Genomic DNA, 14,945 nt, shown 5'->3' with positions numbered 1-14,945 from the left:
GTCTCTGCTAAACAACTGGCAACCAAATCACGGATATTGGTTAACCAATTTACGAGTGAAAAGTATACGAATAGAGTGTGCCTTCGCACTATTCAACAGCAATGATAGGCGCTCACCTGACAACGCGGTAAACTAGTTATTCACGCTAACTATAATGGTTTAATGATGGATAACATGCAGACTGAAGCACAACCGACACGGACCCGGATCCTCAATGCTGCCAGAGAGATTTTTTCAGAAAATGGATTTCACAGTGCCTCGATGAAAGCCATCTGTAAATCTTGCGCCATTAGTCCCGGGACGCTCTATCACCATTTCATCTCCAAAGAAGCCTTGATTCAGGCGATTATCTTACAGGACCAGGAGAGGGCGCTGGCCCGTTTCCGGGAACCGATTGAAGGGATTCATTTCGTTGACTATATGGTCGAGTCTATTGTCTCTCTCACCCATGAGGCCTTTGGGCAACGGGCGCTGGTGGTCGAAATTATGGCGGAAGGGATGCGTAACCCACAGGTCGCCGCCATGCTTAAAAATAAGCATATGACGATCACGGAATTTGTTGCCCAGCGGATGCGTGATGCCCAGCAAAAAGGCGAGATAAGCCCAGACATCAACACGGCAATGACTTCACGTTTACTGCTGGATCTGACCTACGGTGTACTGGCCGATATCGAAGCGGAAGATCTGGCGCGTGAAGCGTCGTTTGCTCAGGGATTACGCGCGATGATTGGCGGTATATTAACCGCATCCTGATCCTCTCTCTTTCCGCGGGCTGGTGACAACTGAGCCCGCGTTTCATATCGTAATTTCTCTGTGCAAAAATTATCCTTCCCGGGTTCGGAGAATTCCCCCCAAAATATTCGTCGTAGCCATATGTCATGAGAGTTTATCGTTTTTAAGATACTCGAACGAACGTTCGATTGCTTATTTTATGGCTTCTGTCAACGCTGTTTTAAAGATTAATGCGATCTATATCACGCTGTGGGTATTGCAGTTTTTGGTTTTTTGATCCCGGTGTCAGTTCTTTTTATTTCCATTTCTCTTCCATGGGTTTCTCACAGATAACTGTGTGCAACACATAATTGGTTAACTAATCAGATTAAAGGTTGACCAGTATTTTTATTTTAATGAGGAGTCCCTTATGTTACGTCCTGTAGAAACCCCAACCCGCGAAATCAAAAAACTCGACGGCCTGTGGGCATTCAGTCTGGATCGCGAAAACTGTGGAATTGATCAGCGTTGGTGGGAAAGCGCGTTACAAGAAAGCCGGGCAATTGCTGTGCCGGGCAGTTTTAACGATCAGTTCGCCGATGCAGATATTCGTAATTATGTGGGCAACGTCTGGTATCAGCGCGAAGTCTTTATACCGAAAGGTTGGGCAGGCCAGCGTATCGTGCTGCGTTTCGATGCGGTCACTCATTACGGCAAAGTGTGGGTAAATAATCAGGAAGTGATGGAGCATCAGGGCGGCTATACGCCATTTGAAGCCGATGTCACGCCGTATGTTATTGCCGGGAAAAGTGTACGTATCACTGTTTGTGTGAACAACGAACTGAACTGGCAGACTATCCCGCCGGGAATGGTGATTACCGACGAAAACGGCAAGAAAAAGCAGTCTTACTTTCATGATTTCTTTAACTACGCCGGGATCCATCGCAGCGTAATGCTCTACACCACGCCGAATACCTGGGTGGACGATATCACCGTGGTGACGCATGTCGCGCAAGACTGTAACCACGCGTCTGTTGACTGGCAGGTGGTGGCAAATGGTGATGTCAGCGTTGAACTGCGTGATGCGGATCAACAGGTGGTTGCAACTGGACAAGGCACCAGCGGGACTTTGCAAGTGGTGAATCCGCACCTCTGGCAACCGGGTGAAGGTTATCTCTATGAACTGTGCGTCACAGCCAAAAGCCAGACAGAGTGTGATATCTACCCGCTGCGCGTCGGCATCCGGTCAGTGGCAGTGAAGGGCGAGCAGTTCCTGATTAACCACAAACCGTTCTATTTTACTGGCTTTGGTCGTCATGAAGATGCGGATTTGCGCGGCAAAGGATTCGATAACGTGCTGATGGTGCACGATCACGCATTAATGGACTGGATTGGGGCCAACTCCTACCGTACCTCGCATTACCCTTACGCTGAAGAGATGCTCGACTGGGCAGATGAACATGGCATCGTGGTGATTGATGAAACTGCAGCTGTAGGCTTTAACCTCTCTTTAGGCATTGGTTTCGAAGCGGGCAACAAGCCGAAAGAACTGTACAGCGAAGAGGCAGTCAACGGAGAAACCCAGCAGGCGCACTTACAGGCGATTAAAGAGCTGATTGCGCGTGACAAAAACCACCCAAGCGTGGTGATGTGGAGTATTGCCAACGAACCGGATACCCGTCCGCAAGGTGCACGGGAATATTTCGCGCCACTGGCGGAAGCAACGCGTAAACTCGACCCGACGCGTCCGATCACCTGCGTCAATGTAATGTTCTGCGACGCTCACACCGATACCATCAGCGATCTCTTTGATGTGCTGTGTCTGAACCGTTATTACGGTTGGTATGTCCAAAGCGGCGATTTGGAAACGGCAGAGAAGGTACTGGAAAAAGAACTGCTGGCCTGGCAGGAGAAACTGCATCAGCCGATTATCATCACCGAATACGGCGTGGATACGTTAGCCGGGCTGCACTCAATGTACACCGACATGTGGAGTGAAGAGTATCAGTGTGCATGGCTGGATATGTATCACCGCGTCTTTGATCGAGTCAGCGCCGTCGTCGGTGAACAGGTATGGAATTTCGCCGATTTTGCGACCTCACAAGGCATATTGCGCGTTGGCGGTAACAAGAAAGGGATCTTCACCCGCGACCGCAAACCGAAGTCGGCGGCTTTTCTGCTGCAAAAACGCTGGACTGGCATGAACTTCGGTGAAAAACCGCAGCAGGGAGGCAAACAATGAATCAACAACTCTCCTGGCGCACCATCGTCGGCTACAGCCTCGGTGACGTCGCCAATAACTTCGCCTTCGCAATGGGGGCGCTCTTCCTGTTGAGTTACTACACCGACGTCGCTGGCGTCGGTGCCGCTGCGGCGGGCACCATGCTGTTACTGGTGCGGGTATTCGATGCCTTCGCCGACGTCTTTGCCGGACGAGTGGTGGACAGTGTGAATACCCGCTGGGGAAAATTCCGCCCGTTTTTACTCTTCGGTACTGCGCCGTTAATGATCTTCAGTGTGCTGGTATTCTGGGTGCCGACCGACTGGAGCCATAGCAGCAAAGTAGTGTATGCATATTTGACCTACATGGGCCTCGGGCTTTGCTACAGCCTGGTGAATATTCCTTATGGTTCACTTGCTACCGCGATGACCCAACAACCACAATCCCGCGCCCGTCTGGGCGCGGCTCGCGGGATTGCCGCTTCATTGACCTTTGTCTGTCTGGCATTTCTGATAGGACCGAGCATTAAGAACTCCAGTCCGGAAGAGATGGTGTCGGTATACCATTTCTGGACGATTGTGCTGGCGATTGCCGGAATGGTGCTTTACTTCATCTGCTTCAAATCGACGCGTGAGAATGTGGTACGTATCGTGGCGCAGCCGTCATTGAAGATCAGTCTGCAAACCCTGAAACGGAATCGCCCGCTGTTTATGTTGTGCATCGGTGCGCTGTGTGTGCTGATTTCGACCTTCGCGGTCAGCGCCTCGTCGTTGTTCTACGTGCGCTATGTGTTAAATGATACCGGGCTGTTCACTGTGCTGGTACTGGTGCAAAACCTGGTCGGTACTGTGGCATCGGCACCGCTGGTGCCGGGGATGGTCGCGAGGATCGGTAAAAAGAATACCTTCCTGATTGGCGCTTTGCTGGGAACCTGCGGTTATCTGCTGTTCTTCTGGGTTTCGGTCTGGTCACTGCCGGTGGCGTTGGTTGCGTTGGCCATCGCTTCAATTGGTCAGGGCGTTACCATGACCGTGATGTGGGCACTGGAAGCTGATACTGTAGAATACGGTGAATACCTGACCGGCGTGCGAATAGAAGGGCTCACCTATTCACTATTCTCATTTACCCGTAAATGCGGTCAGGCAATCGGAGGTTCAATTCCTGCCTTTATTTTGGGATTAAGCGGATATATTGCCAATCAGGTGCAAACGCCGGAAGTTATTATGGGCATCCGCACATCAATTGCCTTAGTACCTTGCGGATTTATGCTGCTGGCATTCGTCATTATCTGGTTTTATCCGCTCACGGATAAAAAATTCAAAGAAATCGTGGTTGAAATTGATAATCGTAAAAAAATGCAGCAGCAATTAATCACCGATATCACTAATTAATATTCAATAAAAATAATCAGAACATCAAAGGTGCAACTATGAGAAAAATAGTAGCCATGGCCGTTATTTGCCTGACGGCTGCCTCTGGCCTTACCTCTGCTTACGCGGCGCAACTGGCTGACGATGAAGCGGGACTACGCATCAGACTGAAAAATGAATTACGCAGGGCTGATAAGCCCAGTGCTGGCGCGGGAAGAGATATTTACGCATGGGTACAGGGAGGATTGCTCGATTTCAATAGTGGTTATTATTCCAATATTATTGGCGTTGAAGGCGGGGCGTATTATGTTTATAAATTAGGTGCTCGTGCTGATATGAGTACCCGGTGGTATCTTGATGGTGATAAAAGTTTTGGCTTTGCCCTGGGTGCAGTAAAAATAAAACCCAGTGAAAATAGCCTGCTTAAATTAGGTCGCTTCGGGACGGATTATAGTTATGGTAGCTTACCTTATCGTATTCCGTTAATTGCTGGCAGTTCGCAACGTACATTACCGACAGTTTCTGAAGGAGCATTAGGTTACTGGGCTTTAACGCCAAATATTGATCTGTGGGGAATGTGGCGGTCACGAGTATTTTTATGGACCGATTCAACAACCGGTATTCGTGATGAAGGGGTTTATAACAGCCAGACGGGAAAATACGATAAACATCGCGCACGTTCTTTTTTAGCCGCCAGTTGGCATGATGATACCAGTCGCTATTCTCTGGGGGCATCGGTACAGAAAGATGTTTCCAATCAGATACAAAGTATTCTCGAGAAAAGCATACCGCTCGACCCGAATTATACGTTGAAAGGGGAGTTGCTCGGCTTTTACGCGCAACTCGAAGGTTTAAGTCGTAATACCAGCCAGCCCAATGAAACGGCGTTGGTTAGTGGACAATTGACCTGGAATGCGCCGTGGGGAAGCGTATTTGGCAGTGGTGGTTATTTGCGCCATGCAATGAATGGTGCCGTGGTGGACACCGACATTGGCTATCCCTTTTCATTAAGTCTTGATCGTAACCGTGAAGGAATGCAGTCCTGGCAATTGGGCGTCAATTATCGTTTAACTCCGCAATTTACGCTGACATTTGCACCGATTGTGACTCGCGGCTATGAATCCAGTAAACGAGATGTGCGGATTGAAGGCGCGGGTATCTTAGGTGGTATGAACTATCGGGTCAGCGAAGGGCCGTTACAAGGGATGAATTTCTTTCTTGCTGCCGATAAAGGGCGGGAAAAGCGAGATGGCAGTACACTGGGCGATCGCCTGAATTACTGGGATGTGAAAATGAGTATTCAGTATGACTTTATGCTGAAGTAAGAAAAAACGCCGGAGAGAAAAATCTCCGGCATTTTGGCTGTGAATTACTGCTGCGGAATAGCGGGTACAGCCGGAACGTTTAATGCCGGCATCGCAAACATGCCAACAAAATCTTCCAGTGGCATTTTCTGCCCGTTTAACGTGATCTGACCGTTAGCATATTGCAGGCTGGTGGTGATGGTATTGTCCTGCAAGGTGGTCAGACGGAACATCTGCCCCATTGCTGATGCACCTTCAACTTGCTGTTTCGCCAGTTTTTTCGCTTGATCTTCCTGATAACCTTCCAGCTTCGCTACCTGAGTCATCAACTCAGTTGCCATATCCACTGGAATGGTCAGTTTCGCATCCAGAGATTTAACCGAGCGGTCTACTTCCTGTGCCAGCGTTTGCGGCGCTTCTTTTGTCGTTGCCGGATCTTTCAGGAACAGCGACAGATTCAACGCACTTTCACCCTGACTGTTTTTCCAGCTTAACGGCGCGATAGTAATCACCGGATCGCCTTTCAGCATCAGCGGCAGAGCGCTAAAGAAGGCTTCCGTCACTTTCTCCTGATAAAGTTCGGGATTGTTGGCAATTTCTGGCTGTGCCAGCAGCGCCTGAGTTTGCGCGTTATATTGCTGGCTAAACTGATGCCAGGCTTCGCCATCAATCTGGCCGACTTTTAAAGTCAGCTTGCCGCTGCCCAGATCCTGATTCTGTACCTTAAGGCTATTTAGCGAGTAGTCCAGTTGGCTATTGATCGTTTTACCGTCATTGACCAGATCCGAATTACCGCTGATCTCCATGCCTTCCAGCAGTGCCAGTTCTTTGCCTTCCACTGAAATGGTCATTTTTTCCAGCGACAGTTTTTGGTTACCTACGCGCTCACCAAAACTTGCCAGCGTGCTGGAACCGTCGGTTTTCAGATTATTAAAGGTCAACTGCACTTTCTGGTTGTATTCGTTAACCGCGTCTATCCGACCACTTTGCGCCTCCCCTGAAAGGGAGATAGTTTTACCGTCTCTGTCAGCATTTAACTGGAACTCGCCGCCGCTAAAGGCGACTTTTTCATCCTTTTGCTCGTAATTCAGTGGCTTGAGCGAAATATCGGAACTGGAATCACCGCTATAACCAATGCGGGAGTTAATCTCAAAAGGCGTTTCACCCTTTGCCATATCAAACAGTGGCTTGCTTACTTCGTTATTGACCAGCGTGGTTTGAATTGATGCCATAGACGGGATCAGGTTCAGTTTTTTAAGCTGGGCAAAGGGGAAGGGGCCATGATCAACTGATTCGTTGAAGATGACGCTCTGACCACTTTTAATCCACGGATTTTCTTTTCCGGCAACGGGTTTCACCAACAGCTGCAACTGGCTGCTGAATACGCCGCGATGATAGTTTTGATAACTTACTTCCAGGTTGGATTCAGGAGCTGTCAGTTTGAGTTGCGCGTTCGCCTGCGCGACCATGTCTTCGAGATGGGTTTCTATCTTCTTGCCTGTATACCATGCGCCGCCTGTCCAGACTACGCCTAGCGCAACAATGACGCCTACCGCTACCAGCGATTTATTCATAATGATTATCCATAAAATGAAATCAGGCGGACTGGCCGCCTGAAGGTGTTATAAGCCTTTAATAAGCTTAGCAAGAGATGTTAATTTTTTCAGTAAGCTCTTACAGCTTGTTGTAAACACGCGCTAAACGGCCGTGGCCTTTGACAGTCACCGGTGATTCGTTGGCGGCAATAAACGCTGATTCACCCGGTTTAAGCTGTAACTGCTGAGAACCTTTACACAGCGTTGCATCGCCTTCGACGCAGAACAAAATGGCGGCACTCTGCTGGCTGATGGTGGTTTCTTCTTCGCTAAGGTCATGCAGCGAGAAGGCAAAATCATCCACCGGAATCGGGAAGTCCAGTTCTGCACCTTGTTTCACTGGCTGGGTCAACAACTGGTTAGCCGGTTTGGCTTCGAACTTCACATTGGCAACCAGTTCCGGAATATCAATGTATTTAGGCGTCAGACCCGCACGCAGCACGTTATCGGAGTTCGCCATCACTTCCAGCGCCACGCCTTGCAGGTAAGCGTGCGGTGTTTCAGCGAACAGGAACATCGCTTCGCCAGGATTCAATTTCACCACATTCAGCAACAGCGGGGAGAACAGACCGCTGTCTTCCGGGTAAAATTCAGAAATTAAACGAATCGTTTGCCATGGTTCACCCTGCTGGCTGTCGAGGGCCGATTTTAAAATCGCCAGCGCGCGGGATTTTTCTTCACCCTGCATATTCAACAGGCTGGCGAACAGTTCGCTTAAACGTTCGGCATCAGGCTGTTGTAAAAAGTGAGCAATCGCCGGATGTGCACCTGCGACTGGCTGGAGTAGGGAGACAATCTCGGAAAACTCACGAAACGCGTTCATCGCAAGGAAAGGCGTCAGCGCAAAAACCAGCTCCGGCTTGTGGTTAGGATCTTTATAGTTACGCTCAGCGGCATCCATCGGAATACCTGCAGCATTTTCTTTGGCAAAACCGATTTCAGAATTGCGTTTGTTTGGATGAACCTGAATGGAGAGCGGCTGTGCTGCGCATAATACTTTGAACAGGAAAGGCAGTTCGCCAAAGCGTTTGGCAACGGCCTCTCCGAGCAGAGTCGATTTATCACTCTCAATCACATCACGCAGTGAAACGATATCTCCGGCGGCATTCTGCACCTGTGAACTGCTTTTCGGATGTGCGCCCATCCACAGCTCGGCCATCGGCTGGCTGGACGGATTTTCCATACCATAAAGTTCAGTCAACGCCGTTTTGCTGCCCCAGGCATAGTTTTGCACTGAGTTAATGAGTTTTTGCATGATCAATCCCTGTTTTAATGTGGAAATTAATCCCGCTATTAAAGCAAGAATCCTACGGGAAGTAACCTGGAGCCGCAAAAAGTCGTACTAGTCTCAGTTTTTGTTAAAAAACTGTGTAGGATATTGTTACTCGCTTTTAACAGGGCAACGGAACACCCGCCCAGAGCATAACCAAACCAGGCAGTAAGTGAGAGAACAATGTCAAACAAACCCTTTCATTATCAGGCTCCTTTTCCACTCAAAAAAGATGATACTGAGTATTACCTGCTAACCAGCGAACACGTTAGCGTATCTGAATTTGAAGGGCAGGAGATTTTGAAAGTCGCACCCGAAGCGTTAACTTTGTTGGCGCGTCAGGCGTTTCATGATGCGTCATTTATGCTGCGTCCGGCTCACCAACAACAGGTGGCCGATATTCTGCGTGACCCGGAGGCCAGCGAAAATGATAAATATGTGGCGCTGCAATTCCTGCGTAACTCCGACATCGCGGCAAAAGGCGTTCTGCCAACCTGTCAGGATACCGGCACCGCGATTATTGTTGGTAAAAAAGGGCAGCGTGTATGGACCGGTGGCGGTGATGAAGCAGCGCTGGCGCGCGGTGTCTATAACACTTATATCGAGGATAATCTGCGCTACTCGCAAAACGCGCCGCTGGATATGTATAAAGAGGTGAATACCGGCACTAACTTACCAGCGCAGATCGATCTTTATGCCGTTGATGGTGACGAGTACAAATTCCTCTGTATCGCCAAAGGTGGCGGTTCGGCAAACAAGACGTATCTCTATCAGGAAACCAAAGCGTTACTGACGCCGGGAAAACTGAAAAATTACCTGGTTGAGAAGATGCGCACGCTGGGTACGGCGGCCTGTCCTCCGTATCATATTGCGTTCGTTATTGGTGGAACTTCAGCAGAAACGAATCTTAAAACGGTGAAACTGGCTTCCGCAAAATACTATGATGAACTGCCAACGGAAGGAAATGAGCACGGTCAGGCGTTCCGCGATGTGGAACTTGAAAAAGAATTGCTGATCGAAGCGCAAAATCTTGGTCTGGGTGCGCAGTTTGGTGGTAAATACTTCGCTCACGACATCCGCGTGATTCGCCTGCCACGTCACGGCGCATCCTGCCCGGTCGGTATGGGCGTCTCCTGTTCTGCTGACCGTAATATCAAAGCGAAGATCAACCGTCAGGGGATCTGGATCGAAAAACTGGAACATAATCCAGGCAAATATATCCCGGAAGAGCTGCGCAAAGCGGGAGAAGGCGAAGCGGTGCGCGTTGACCTTAACCGTCCGATGAAAGAGATCCTCGCACAGTTGTCGCAGTATCCCGTTTCTACACGCTTATCGCTGAATGGCACGATTATCGTCGGTCGTGATATTGCTCACGCCAAACTGAAAGAGCGGATGGATAACGGTGAAGGGCTGCCGCAGTACATCAAAGATCATCCGATTTACTATGCGGGTCCGGCCAAAACGCCGGAAGGTTATGCCTCCGGTTCTCTTGGCCCAACGACCGCCGGACGGATGGATTCTTATGTCGATCAACTGCAAGCGCAGGGCGGCAGTATGATCATGCTGGCGAAAGGCAACCGCAGCCAGCAGGTGACGGATGCCTGTAAAAAACACGGCGGTTTCTACCTCGGTAGTATCGGTGGTCCGGCAGCAGTATTGGCAAAGGGAAGTATTAAGAGCCTGGAATGTGTTGAATATCCGGAACTGGGAATGGAAGCCATCTGGAAAATTGAAGTAGAAGATTTCCCGGCGTTTATCCTTGTGGATGATAAAGGAAATGACTTCTTCCAGCAGATACAACTCACACAGTGCACCCGCTGTGTGAAATAAACAGAGCCGCCCTTCGGGGCGGTTTTTTTACATGGCACGAAAGACCAAACATTTGTTATCAAATAGTAAATAATGAGTGAGCTAAAAGTTGCTTAACGAAAGCAAAACAGAAAGAAAAAATTAATCAGGTGAGGAGCAGGCCATGAATACAGTACGCAGCGAAAAAGATTCGATGGGGGCGATTGATGTCCCGGCAGATAAGCTGTGGGGCGCACAAACTCAACGCTCGCTGGAGCATTTCCGCATTTCGACGGAGAAAATGCCCACCTCACTGATTCATGCGCTGGCGCTAACCAAGCGCGCAGCGGCAAAAGTTAATGAAGATTTAGGCTTGCTGTCTGAAGAGAAAGCGAGCGCCATTCGGCAGGCGGCGGATGAAGTATTGGCAGGACAGCATGACGACGAATTCCCGCTGGCAATCTGGCAGACCGGCTCCGGCACGCAAAGTAATATGAACATGAACGAAGTGCTGGCTAATCGGGCCAGTGAATTACTTGGCGGCGTGCGCGGGATGGAGCGTAAAGTTCACCCTAACGACGACGTGAACAAAAGCCAAAGTTCCAATGATGTCTTTCCGACGGCGATGCACGTTGCGGCGCTACTGGCGCTGCGCAAGCAACTCATTCCGCAGCTTAAAACCCTGACACAGACGCTGAATGAGAAATCGCGCGCATTTGCCGATATCGTCAAAATTGGTCGTACCCACTTGCAGGATGCCACGCCGCTAACACTGGGGCAGGAGATTTCCGGCTGGGTAGCGATGCTGGAGCATAATCTCAAACATATCGAATACAGCCTGCCGCATGTAGCGGAACTGGCTATGGGCGGTACAGCTGTGGGTACTGGACTAAATACCCATCCGGAGTATGCGCGTCGCGTGGCAGATGAACTGGCAGTCATTACCTGCGCACCGTTTGTTACCGCGCCGAACAAATTTGAAGCGCTGGCGACCTGTGATGCCCTGGTTCAGGCGCACGGCGCGTTGAAAGGGTTGGCTGCGTCACTGATGAAAATTGCCAATGATGTCCGCTGGCTGGCCTCAGGCCCGCGCTGCGGAATTGGTGAAATCTCAATCCCGGAAAATGAGCCGGGCAGCTCAATCATGCCGGGGAAAGTGAACCCAACCCAGTGTGAGGCATTAACCATGCTCTGCTGTCAGGTGATGGGGAACGACGTGGCGATCAACATGGGGGGCGCTTCCGGTAACTTTGAACTGAACGTCTTCCGTCCGATGGTGATCCACAATTTCCTGCAATCGGTGCGCTTGCTGGCAGATGGCATGGAAAGTTTCAACAAACACTGCGCAGTGGGCATTGAACCGAATCGTGAGCGAATCAATCAATTACTCAATGAATCGCTGATGCTGGTGACTGCGCTCAACACTCACATTGGTTATGACAAAGCCGCCGAGATCGCCAAAAAAGCGCATAAAGAAGGGCTGACCTTAAAAGCTGCGGCCCTTGCGCTGGGGTATCTTAGCGAAGCCGAGTTTGACAGCTGGGTACGGCCAAAACAGATGGTCGGCAGTATGAAAGCAGGGCGTTAATCTGCAACATACAGGTGCAGCCGGGGAATGATCAAACGAAGCGGCTGCGCCTGTGGTTTATAACGGTGTTGCACATTGTCGGCATCGTAATTTAACAACTCCCCAACGTCCGGCACGCCCGCGCCATTATCCCGATTAATCAGCGCAATAAGCGGCGTAGGGCAAGCGTGTTGTACTTGTTTTTGATCTCCCTTGTACCAGACGCGGGCAATCGGCTGCACCTTCACCGGACGTTTGATTTTTAACTTCGCGTCCTGTGGCAGGGTAGCAATATCCTGATACTCTCTCTCCAGTTTTCGTTGCCACTCTTCGCGCGTCCACGGTGCGACACTGCGCGGTGATTTCAGGCTTTTTTCCAGCTGTGCCAGGACTTCATCACGATGCAAATTCTTAATGATATGTTTATTGGCCCAGCCAAAACGTAAAGTGGCGGGGTCGTGAAGAACGGTGAGCGTGCGATAAGCGTTAAGTGTGATTAGGCCCGGCAAGTGGCGATGCACCCATTCAAAACGCGCCGCTGTGGGGAGTTCTGACTCAACCGTGACGATATGCTCGAACGTAGTCTTGAGTTGATTGATGTGCTGAATATGACTGACCAACACTGCTTGCGAAAGGTTATCGACCTGGTAACACAACACGCCAGGTAGACGAACAGCGGCCTTGCTGCTGCGATTTTCGGACTGTTGTTGAATAAATAAATGGCGGAAATGACGCAACGCCAGCGCCTGCGCCTCTTTGCCGAGATGTTGCTTTACCTCAATACGATTAAGCGGATTATGCTCATCCTCTTTTTTCACCTCCGGTAAAGAGAACACGCGGGCAACCAGCAATTTGTGCTGTTCTAGCTCAGCGGCAAATGCAGCCAGCTCTTGTTCCATCTGGCGAAAGGTAGTGTTGAGTCGGTCTACGAGATCGTAACGCGCCATAATATTAACCACTTTAGTTACAACATACTTTATTTTATAGCACAGTATCGACAGCCTGACCACCGTGCGCGTAATGTCAGGCAGAGGTAAATTGCGGGATGTTATGCCATAACGGCCAGCTAAACGAGAAGCGGGCACCCCCCAGTTCGCTGGTGTCACAATTAACCGTTCCGCCCATTGCTAGTGCTATAGAGTGGACAATTGCCAGCCCTAGCCCACAGCCGCCGGTTGCGCGGTCGCGGCTGGGGTCGAGGCGAACAAAAGGTTCAAAGATGTGTTCGCGATTTTCTGGGGCGATCCCTCGGCCATCATCCTCAACAATTAATGTCGCTCTGTTCCCCGACAGTAGCAGGCTGGTTTCAACCGTTGAGTGACAGTAGCGCAGGGCGTTATTGAGCAAATTATCCAGCACGCGCTCCATTAAGCGCATATCCAACGCCGCATAATGGCCTTGCGCGAGCGTTTTAATCCGTACCGTTTTATCGGGCGTTACTGCCTGAATGTCTGCCAGATGCGTTGACAGCCACAACGGCAGGTCTGGTTCGCTAAGATGAAGCTCATTTTGTGGGCGATCGAGTCGGGCATAAGTCAGCAGCTCTTCAATTAAAGCTTCAAGTTGACTGATATCGCGATTCAACGCCTGGGATTCGGCGGCGCTCAGGTTATCGCTCATCTCCAGTCGATAACGCAGGCGCACTAACGGTGTTCGCAGTTCATGAGCGATACCGTCAATAAGCTGTTTTTTGCTGGCAATCAAGGCGTTGATATTGTCCGCCATCTGATTAAACGCGACGCCAAGTCGTTCAAAGCTCGAACCTTCATCAAAGTGGATACGTTCATTGAGATGCCCATCGCCAAATCGTTGTGCCGCTGCTTCCAGTTTTAACATATCCTGCCAGTGCGGACGCATCCAGATAAACACCGGAAAGGCGAGGGAAATAGCAATAAAAGCGATCAGGGCGATATCCAGTAATCGCATCTGATGGAGGTAATAAAGATAAGGAACAGGACCAACTGCCAGCACGTAGTGGCTGCGCGGGATGCGTTGCAAAAAAGTGTACTGATCGTCCAGGGCGACAATTTCGCCGCCACGTAGCCGGTGCATGGAAATATCATCAAGATGATATTTACTCAGCGGCTCGACACGCAGATCAAAAGAGAGATTTAAATCCATCTCTTTCAGCGTCTTACCCCAGTCGTGTGGGGGGATCTCACGCAATTCACTACGCATCAGATACAGCGAACTGTTCATCAAATCATCCAGCGACTGTTTGCCTGCGCGTTCGGCGGTAAATTTGTACACCAGCCCGACCAGCAGAGACATCACAAGGAAGCAGACAAACAATAACAGGTAAAACTGGATAAACAGTTTTTTCATCGCTTATTCCCACGCATGAGGCGCAAAAAGATAGCCTTTGTTACGCACGGTTTTAATACGATAAGGTTCTGCGGCGTTATCGAGCAGTTTTTTTCTTAACCGCGAAATAGCCACGTCCACGCTACGATCCAGTCCGTCATAACTGACGCCGCGTAAATTTTTCAGCAATGCATCGCGGTCCATGATTTGCCCGGCATGGGTAGCTAATTCCCACAATAATTCGAAATCAGCTGTCGAGAGCGAGATTTCAGTGTTAGCCAGGGTGACTACGCGGTTGATGGGATCGATGGTCAACGTGCCGAAATGCAGGGCTTTGTAGGGAGTCAGCGTCGTTTCCTGAAGACCTTTGCTCAGTGTGGCTTGCTCATTCTGACGCAAATGCAAACGTAAACGCGCTAACAAAACAGCAGGGGGCGTCGTTTTGAGAATATAGTCGCAGGCACCCATTTCCAGTGCCAGGATGTGGTTCATATCGCTATCGAGAGAGGTTAGAAGAACAATCGGTCCGGACCACTTTGCGCGTAAATCACGACAAATGGTCATGCCGTCCTTGCCTGGTAGCATGATATCGAGTAACACCAAATCCGGATTTTCTCGCAGAATAGTTTCTTCGGCCTGGTCGCCGCGCGGCTCTACGGTAACCTGCATATCATGTTTTGCCAGGTACGCGGCAATCAGTGAACCGACTTCCGCATCATCTTCCACAAATACGATAGTGTTCATATTATTCACGGTAGATATAAAAACGTCACAATACACCGCGCTGTTTTTACTTACTATCAATCGTTTCTAAA

General features: G+C 49.9%; 11 protein-coding genes. 6 read left to right on the top strand and 5 right to left on the bottom strand.

From position 1 onward, the window contains the following. The first annotated feature begins 162 nt into the window (after positions 1-162). The 4 genes from uidR to uidC all read left to right on the top strand — a co-directional run bounded on the left by uidR (position 163) and on the right by uidC (position 5,627). Complete coding sequence (gene uidR / locus AACU19_RS05615) at positions 163-753, top strand: DNA-binding transcriptional regulator UidR (protein ID WP_000969092.1); 591 nt, start codon at positions 163-165, stop codon at positions 751-753. A gap of 388 nt (positions 754-1,141) precedes the next feature. Continuing rightward, positions 1,142-2,953, top strand: coding sequence for a beta-glucuronidase (uidA, locus tag AACU19_RS05610; protein WP_000945913.1), 1,812 nt, complete (start codon positions 1,142-1,144; stop codon positions 2,951-2,953). Next, complete coding sequence (uidB, locus tag AACU19_RS05605) at positions 2,950-4,323, top strand: glucuronide transporter (RefSeq protein WP_105278793.1); 1,374 nt, start codon at positions 2,950-2,952, stop codon at positions 4,321-4,323. The genes uidA and uidB overlap by 4 nt, the downstream gene beginning before the upstream one ends. Before the next feature lie 38 nt (positions 4,324-4,361). Further along, complete coding sequence (gene uidC / locus AACU19_RS05600; protein WP_105278792.1) at positions 4,362-5,627, top strand: glucuronide uptake porin UidC; 1,266 nt, start codon at positions 4,362-4,364, stop codon at positions 5,625-5,627. Positions 5,628-5,671: 44 nt separating this feature from the next. Here the strand turns inward: uidC and AACU19_RS05595 are convergent, their stop codons facing one another. Both AACU19_RS05595 and manA read right to left on the bottom strand, forming a co-directional pair. Next, positions 5,672-7,180 (bottom strand): YdgA family protein, encoded by a 1,509-nt coding sequence (locus AACU19_RS05595; RefSeq protein ID WP_105278791.1) that lies wholly within the window; start codon positions 7,178-7,180, stop codon positions 5,672-5,674. 100 nt (positions 7,181-7,280) lie between these two features. Further along, a complete protein-coding gene (manA, locus tag AACU19_RS05590; protein ID WP_001170638.1) occupies positions 7,281-8,456 on the bottom strand; it encodes a mannose-6-phosphate isomerase in 1,176 nt (391 codons plus the stop codon). A gap of 198 nt (positions 8,457-8,654) precedes the next feature. Between manA and fumB the strand changes: the two genes are divergently transcribed. Then, complete coding sequence (gene fumB, locus AACU19_RS05585; RefSeq protein ID WP_105278790.1) at positions 8,655-10,301, top strand: class I fumarate hydratase; 1,647 nt, start codon at positions 8,655-8,657, stop codon at positions 10,299-10,301. 142 nt (positions 10,302-10,443) lie between these two features. Then, positions 10,444-11,847: a class II fumarate hydratase gene (gene fumC, locus AACU19_RS05580; protein ID WP_105278789.1), complete on the top strand. Its 1,404-nt coding sequence runs from the start codon at positions 10,444-10,446 to the stop codon at positions 11,845-11,847. Here fumC and tus read toward each other — a convergent pair. The 3 genes from tus to rstA form a co-directional block, all read right to left on the bottom strand. Next, a complete protein-coding gene (tus, locus tag AACU19_RS05575) occupies positions 11,844-12,773 on the bottom strand; it encodes a DNA replication terminus site-binding protein (RefSeq protein WP_105278788.1) in 930 nt (309 codons plus the stop codon). The genes fumC and tus overlap by 4 nt on opposite strands. A gap of 76 nt (positions 12,774-12,849) precedes the next feature. Beyond that, on the bottom strand, positions 12,850-14,151 hold the full coding sequence (gene rstB / locus AACU19_RS05570; protein ID WP_105278787.1) for a two-component system sensor histidine kinase RstB: 1,302 nt from the start codon (positions 14,149-14,151) through the stop codon (positions 12,850-12,852). Between the two features lie 3 nt (positions 14,152-14,154). Then, the gene (rstA, locus tag AACU19_RS05565; RefSeq protein ID WP_105278786.1) at positions 14,155-14,874 is read right to left on the bottom strand and encodes a two-component system response regulator RstA; all 720 of its coding nucleotides are present in this window, start codon (positions 14,872-14,874) and stop codon (positions 14,155-14,157) included. Positions 14,875-14,945 lie beyond the last annotated feature (71 nt).

Source organism: Escherichia sp. MOD1-EC4550 (assembly GCF_963876935.1).
GTDB classification, from domain to species: domain Bacteria; phylum Pseudomonadota; class Gammaproteobacteria; order Enterobacterales; family Enterobacteriaceae; genus Escherichia; species Escherichia coli_F.
The sequence above is the reverse complement of the archived record's forward strand: the minus strand, read 5'-3'. Positions and strand labels throughout refer to the sequence as shown.

What these genes read in the sequence shown, in the direction of transcription:
- uidR (WP_000969092.1), top strand. Translation starts at nt 163, where the DNA reads ATGATGGATAACATGCAGACTGAAGCACAACCGACACGGACCCGGATC.
- uidA (WP_000945913.1), top strand. Translation starts at nt 1,142, where the DNA reads ATGTTACGTCCTGTAGAAACCCCAACCCGCGAAATCAAAAAACTCGAC.
- uidB (WP_105278793.1), top strand. Translation starts at nt 2,950, where the DNA reads ATGAATCAACAACTCTCCTGGCGCACCATCGTCGGCTACAGCCTCGGT.
- uidC (WP_105278792.1), top strand. Translation starts at nt 4,362, where the DNA reads ATGAGAAAAATAGTAGCCATGGCCGTTATTTGCCTGACGGCTGCCTCT.
- AACU19_RS05595 (WP_105278791.1), bottom strand. Translation starts at nt 7,180, where the DNA reads ATGAATAAATCGCTGGTAGCGGTAGGCGTCATTGTTGCGCTAGGCGTA.
- manA (WP_001170638.1), bottom strand. Translation starts at nt 8,456, where the DNA reads ATGCAAAAACTCATTAACTCAGTGCAAAACTATGCCTGGGGCAGCAAA.
- fumB (WP_105278790.1), top strand. Translation starts at nt 8,655, where the DNA reads ATGTCAAACAAACCCTTTCATTATCAGGCTCCTTTTCCACTCAAAAAA.
- fumC (WP_105278789.1), top strand. Translation starts at nt 10,444, where the DNA reads ATGAATACAGTACGCAGCGAAAAAGATTCGATGGGGGCGATTGATGTC.
- tus (WP_105278788.1), bottom strand. Translation starts at nt 12,773, where the DNA reads ATGGCGCGTTACGATCTCGTAGACCGACTCAACACTACCTTTCGCCAG.
- rstB (WP_105278787.1), bottom strand. Translation starts at nt 14,151, where the DNA reads ATGAAAAAACTGTTTATCCAGTTTTACCTGTTATTGTTTGTCTGCTTC.
- rstA (WP_105278786.1), bottom strand. Translation starts at nt 14,874, where the DNA reads ATGAACACTATCGTATTTGTGGAAGATGATGCGGAAGTCGGTTCACTG.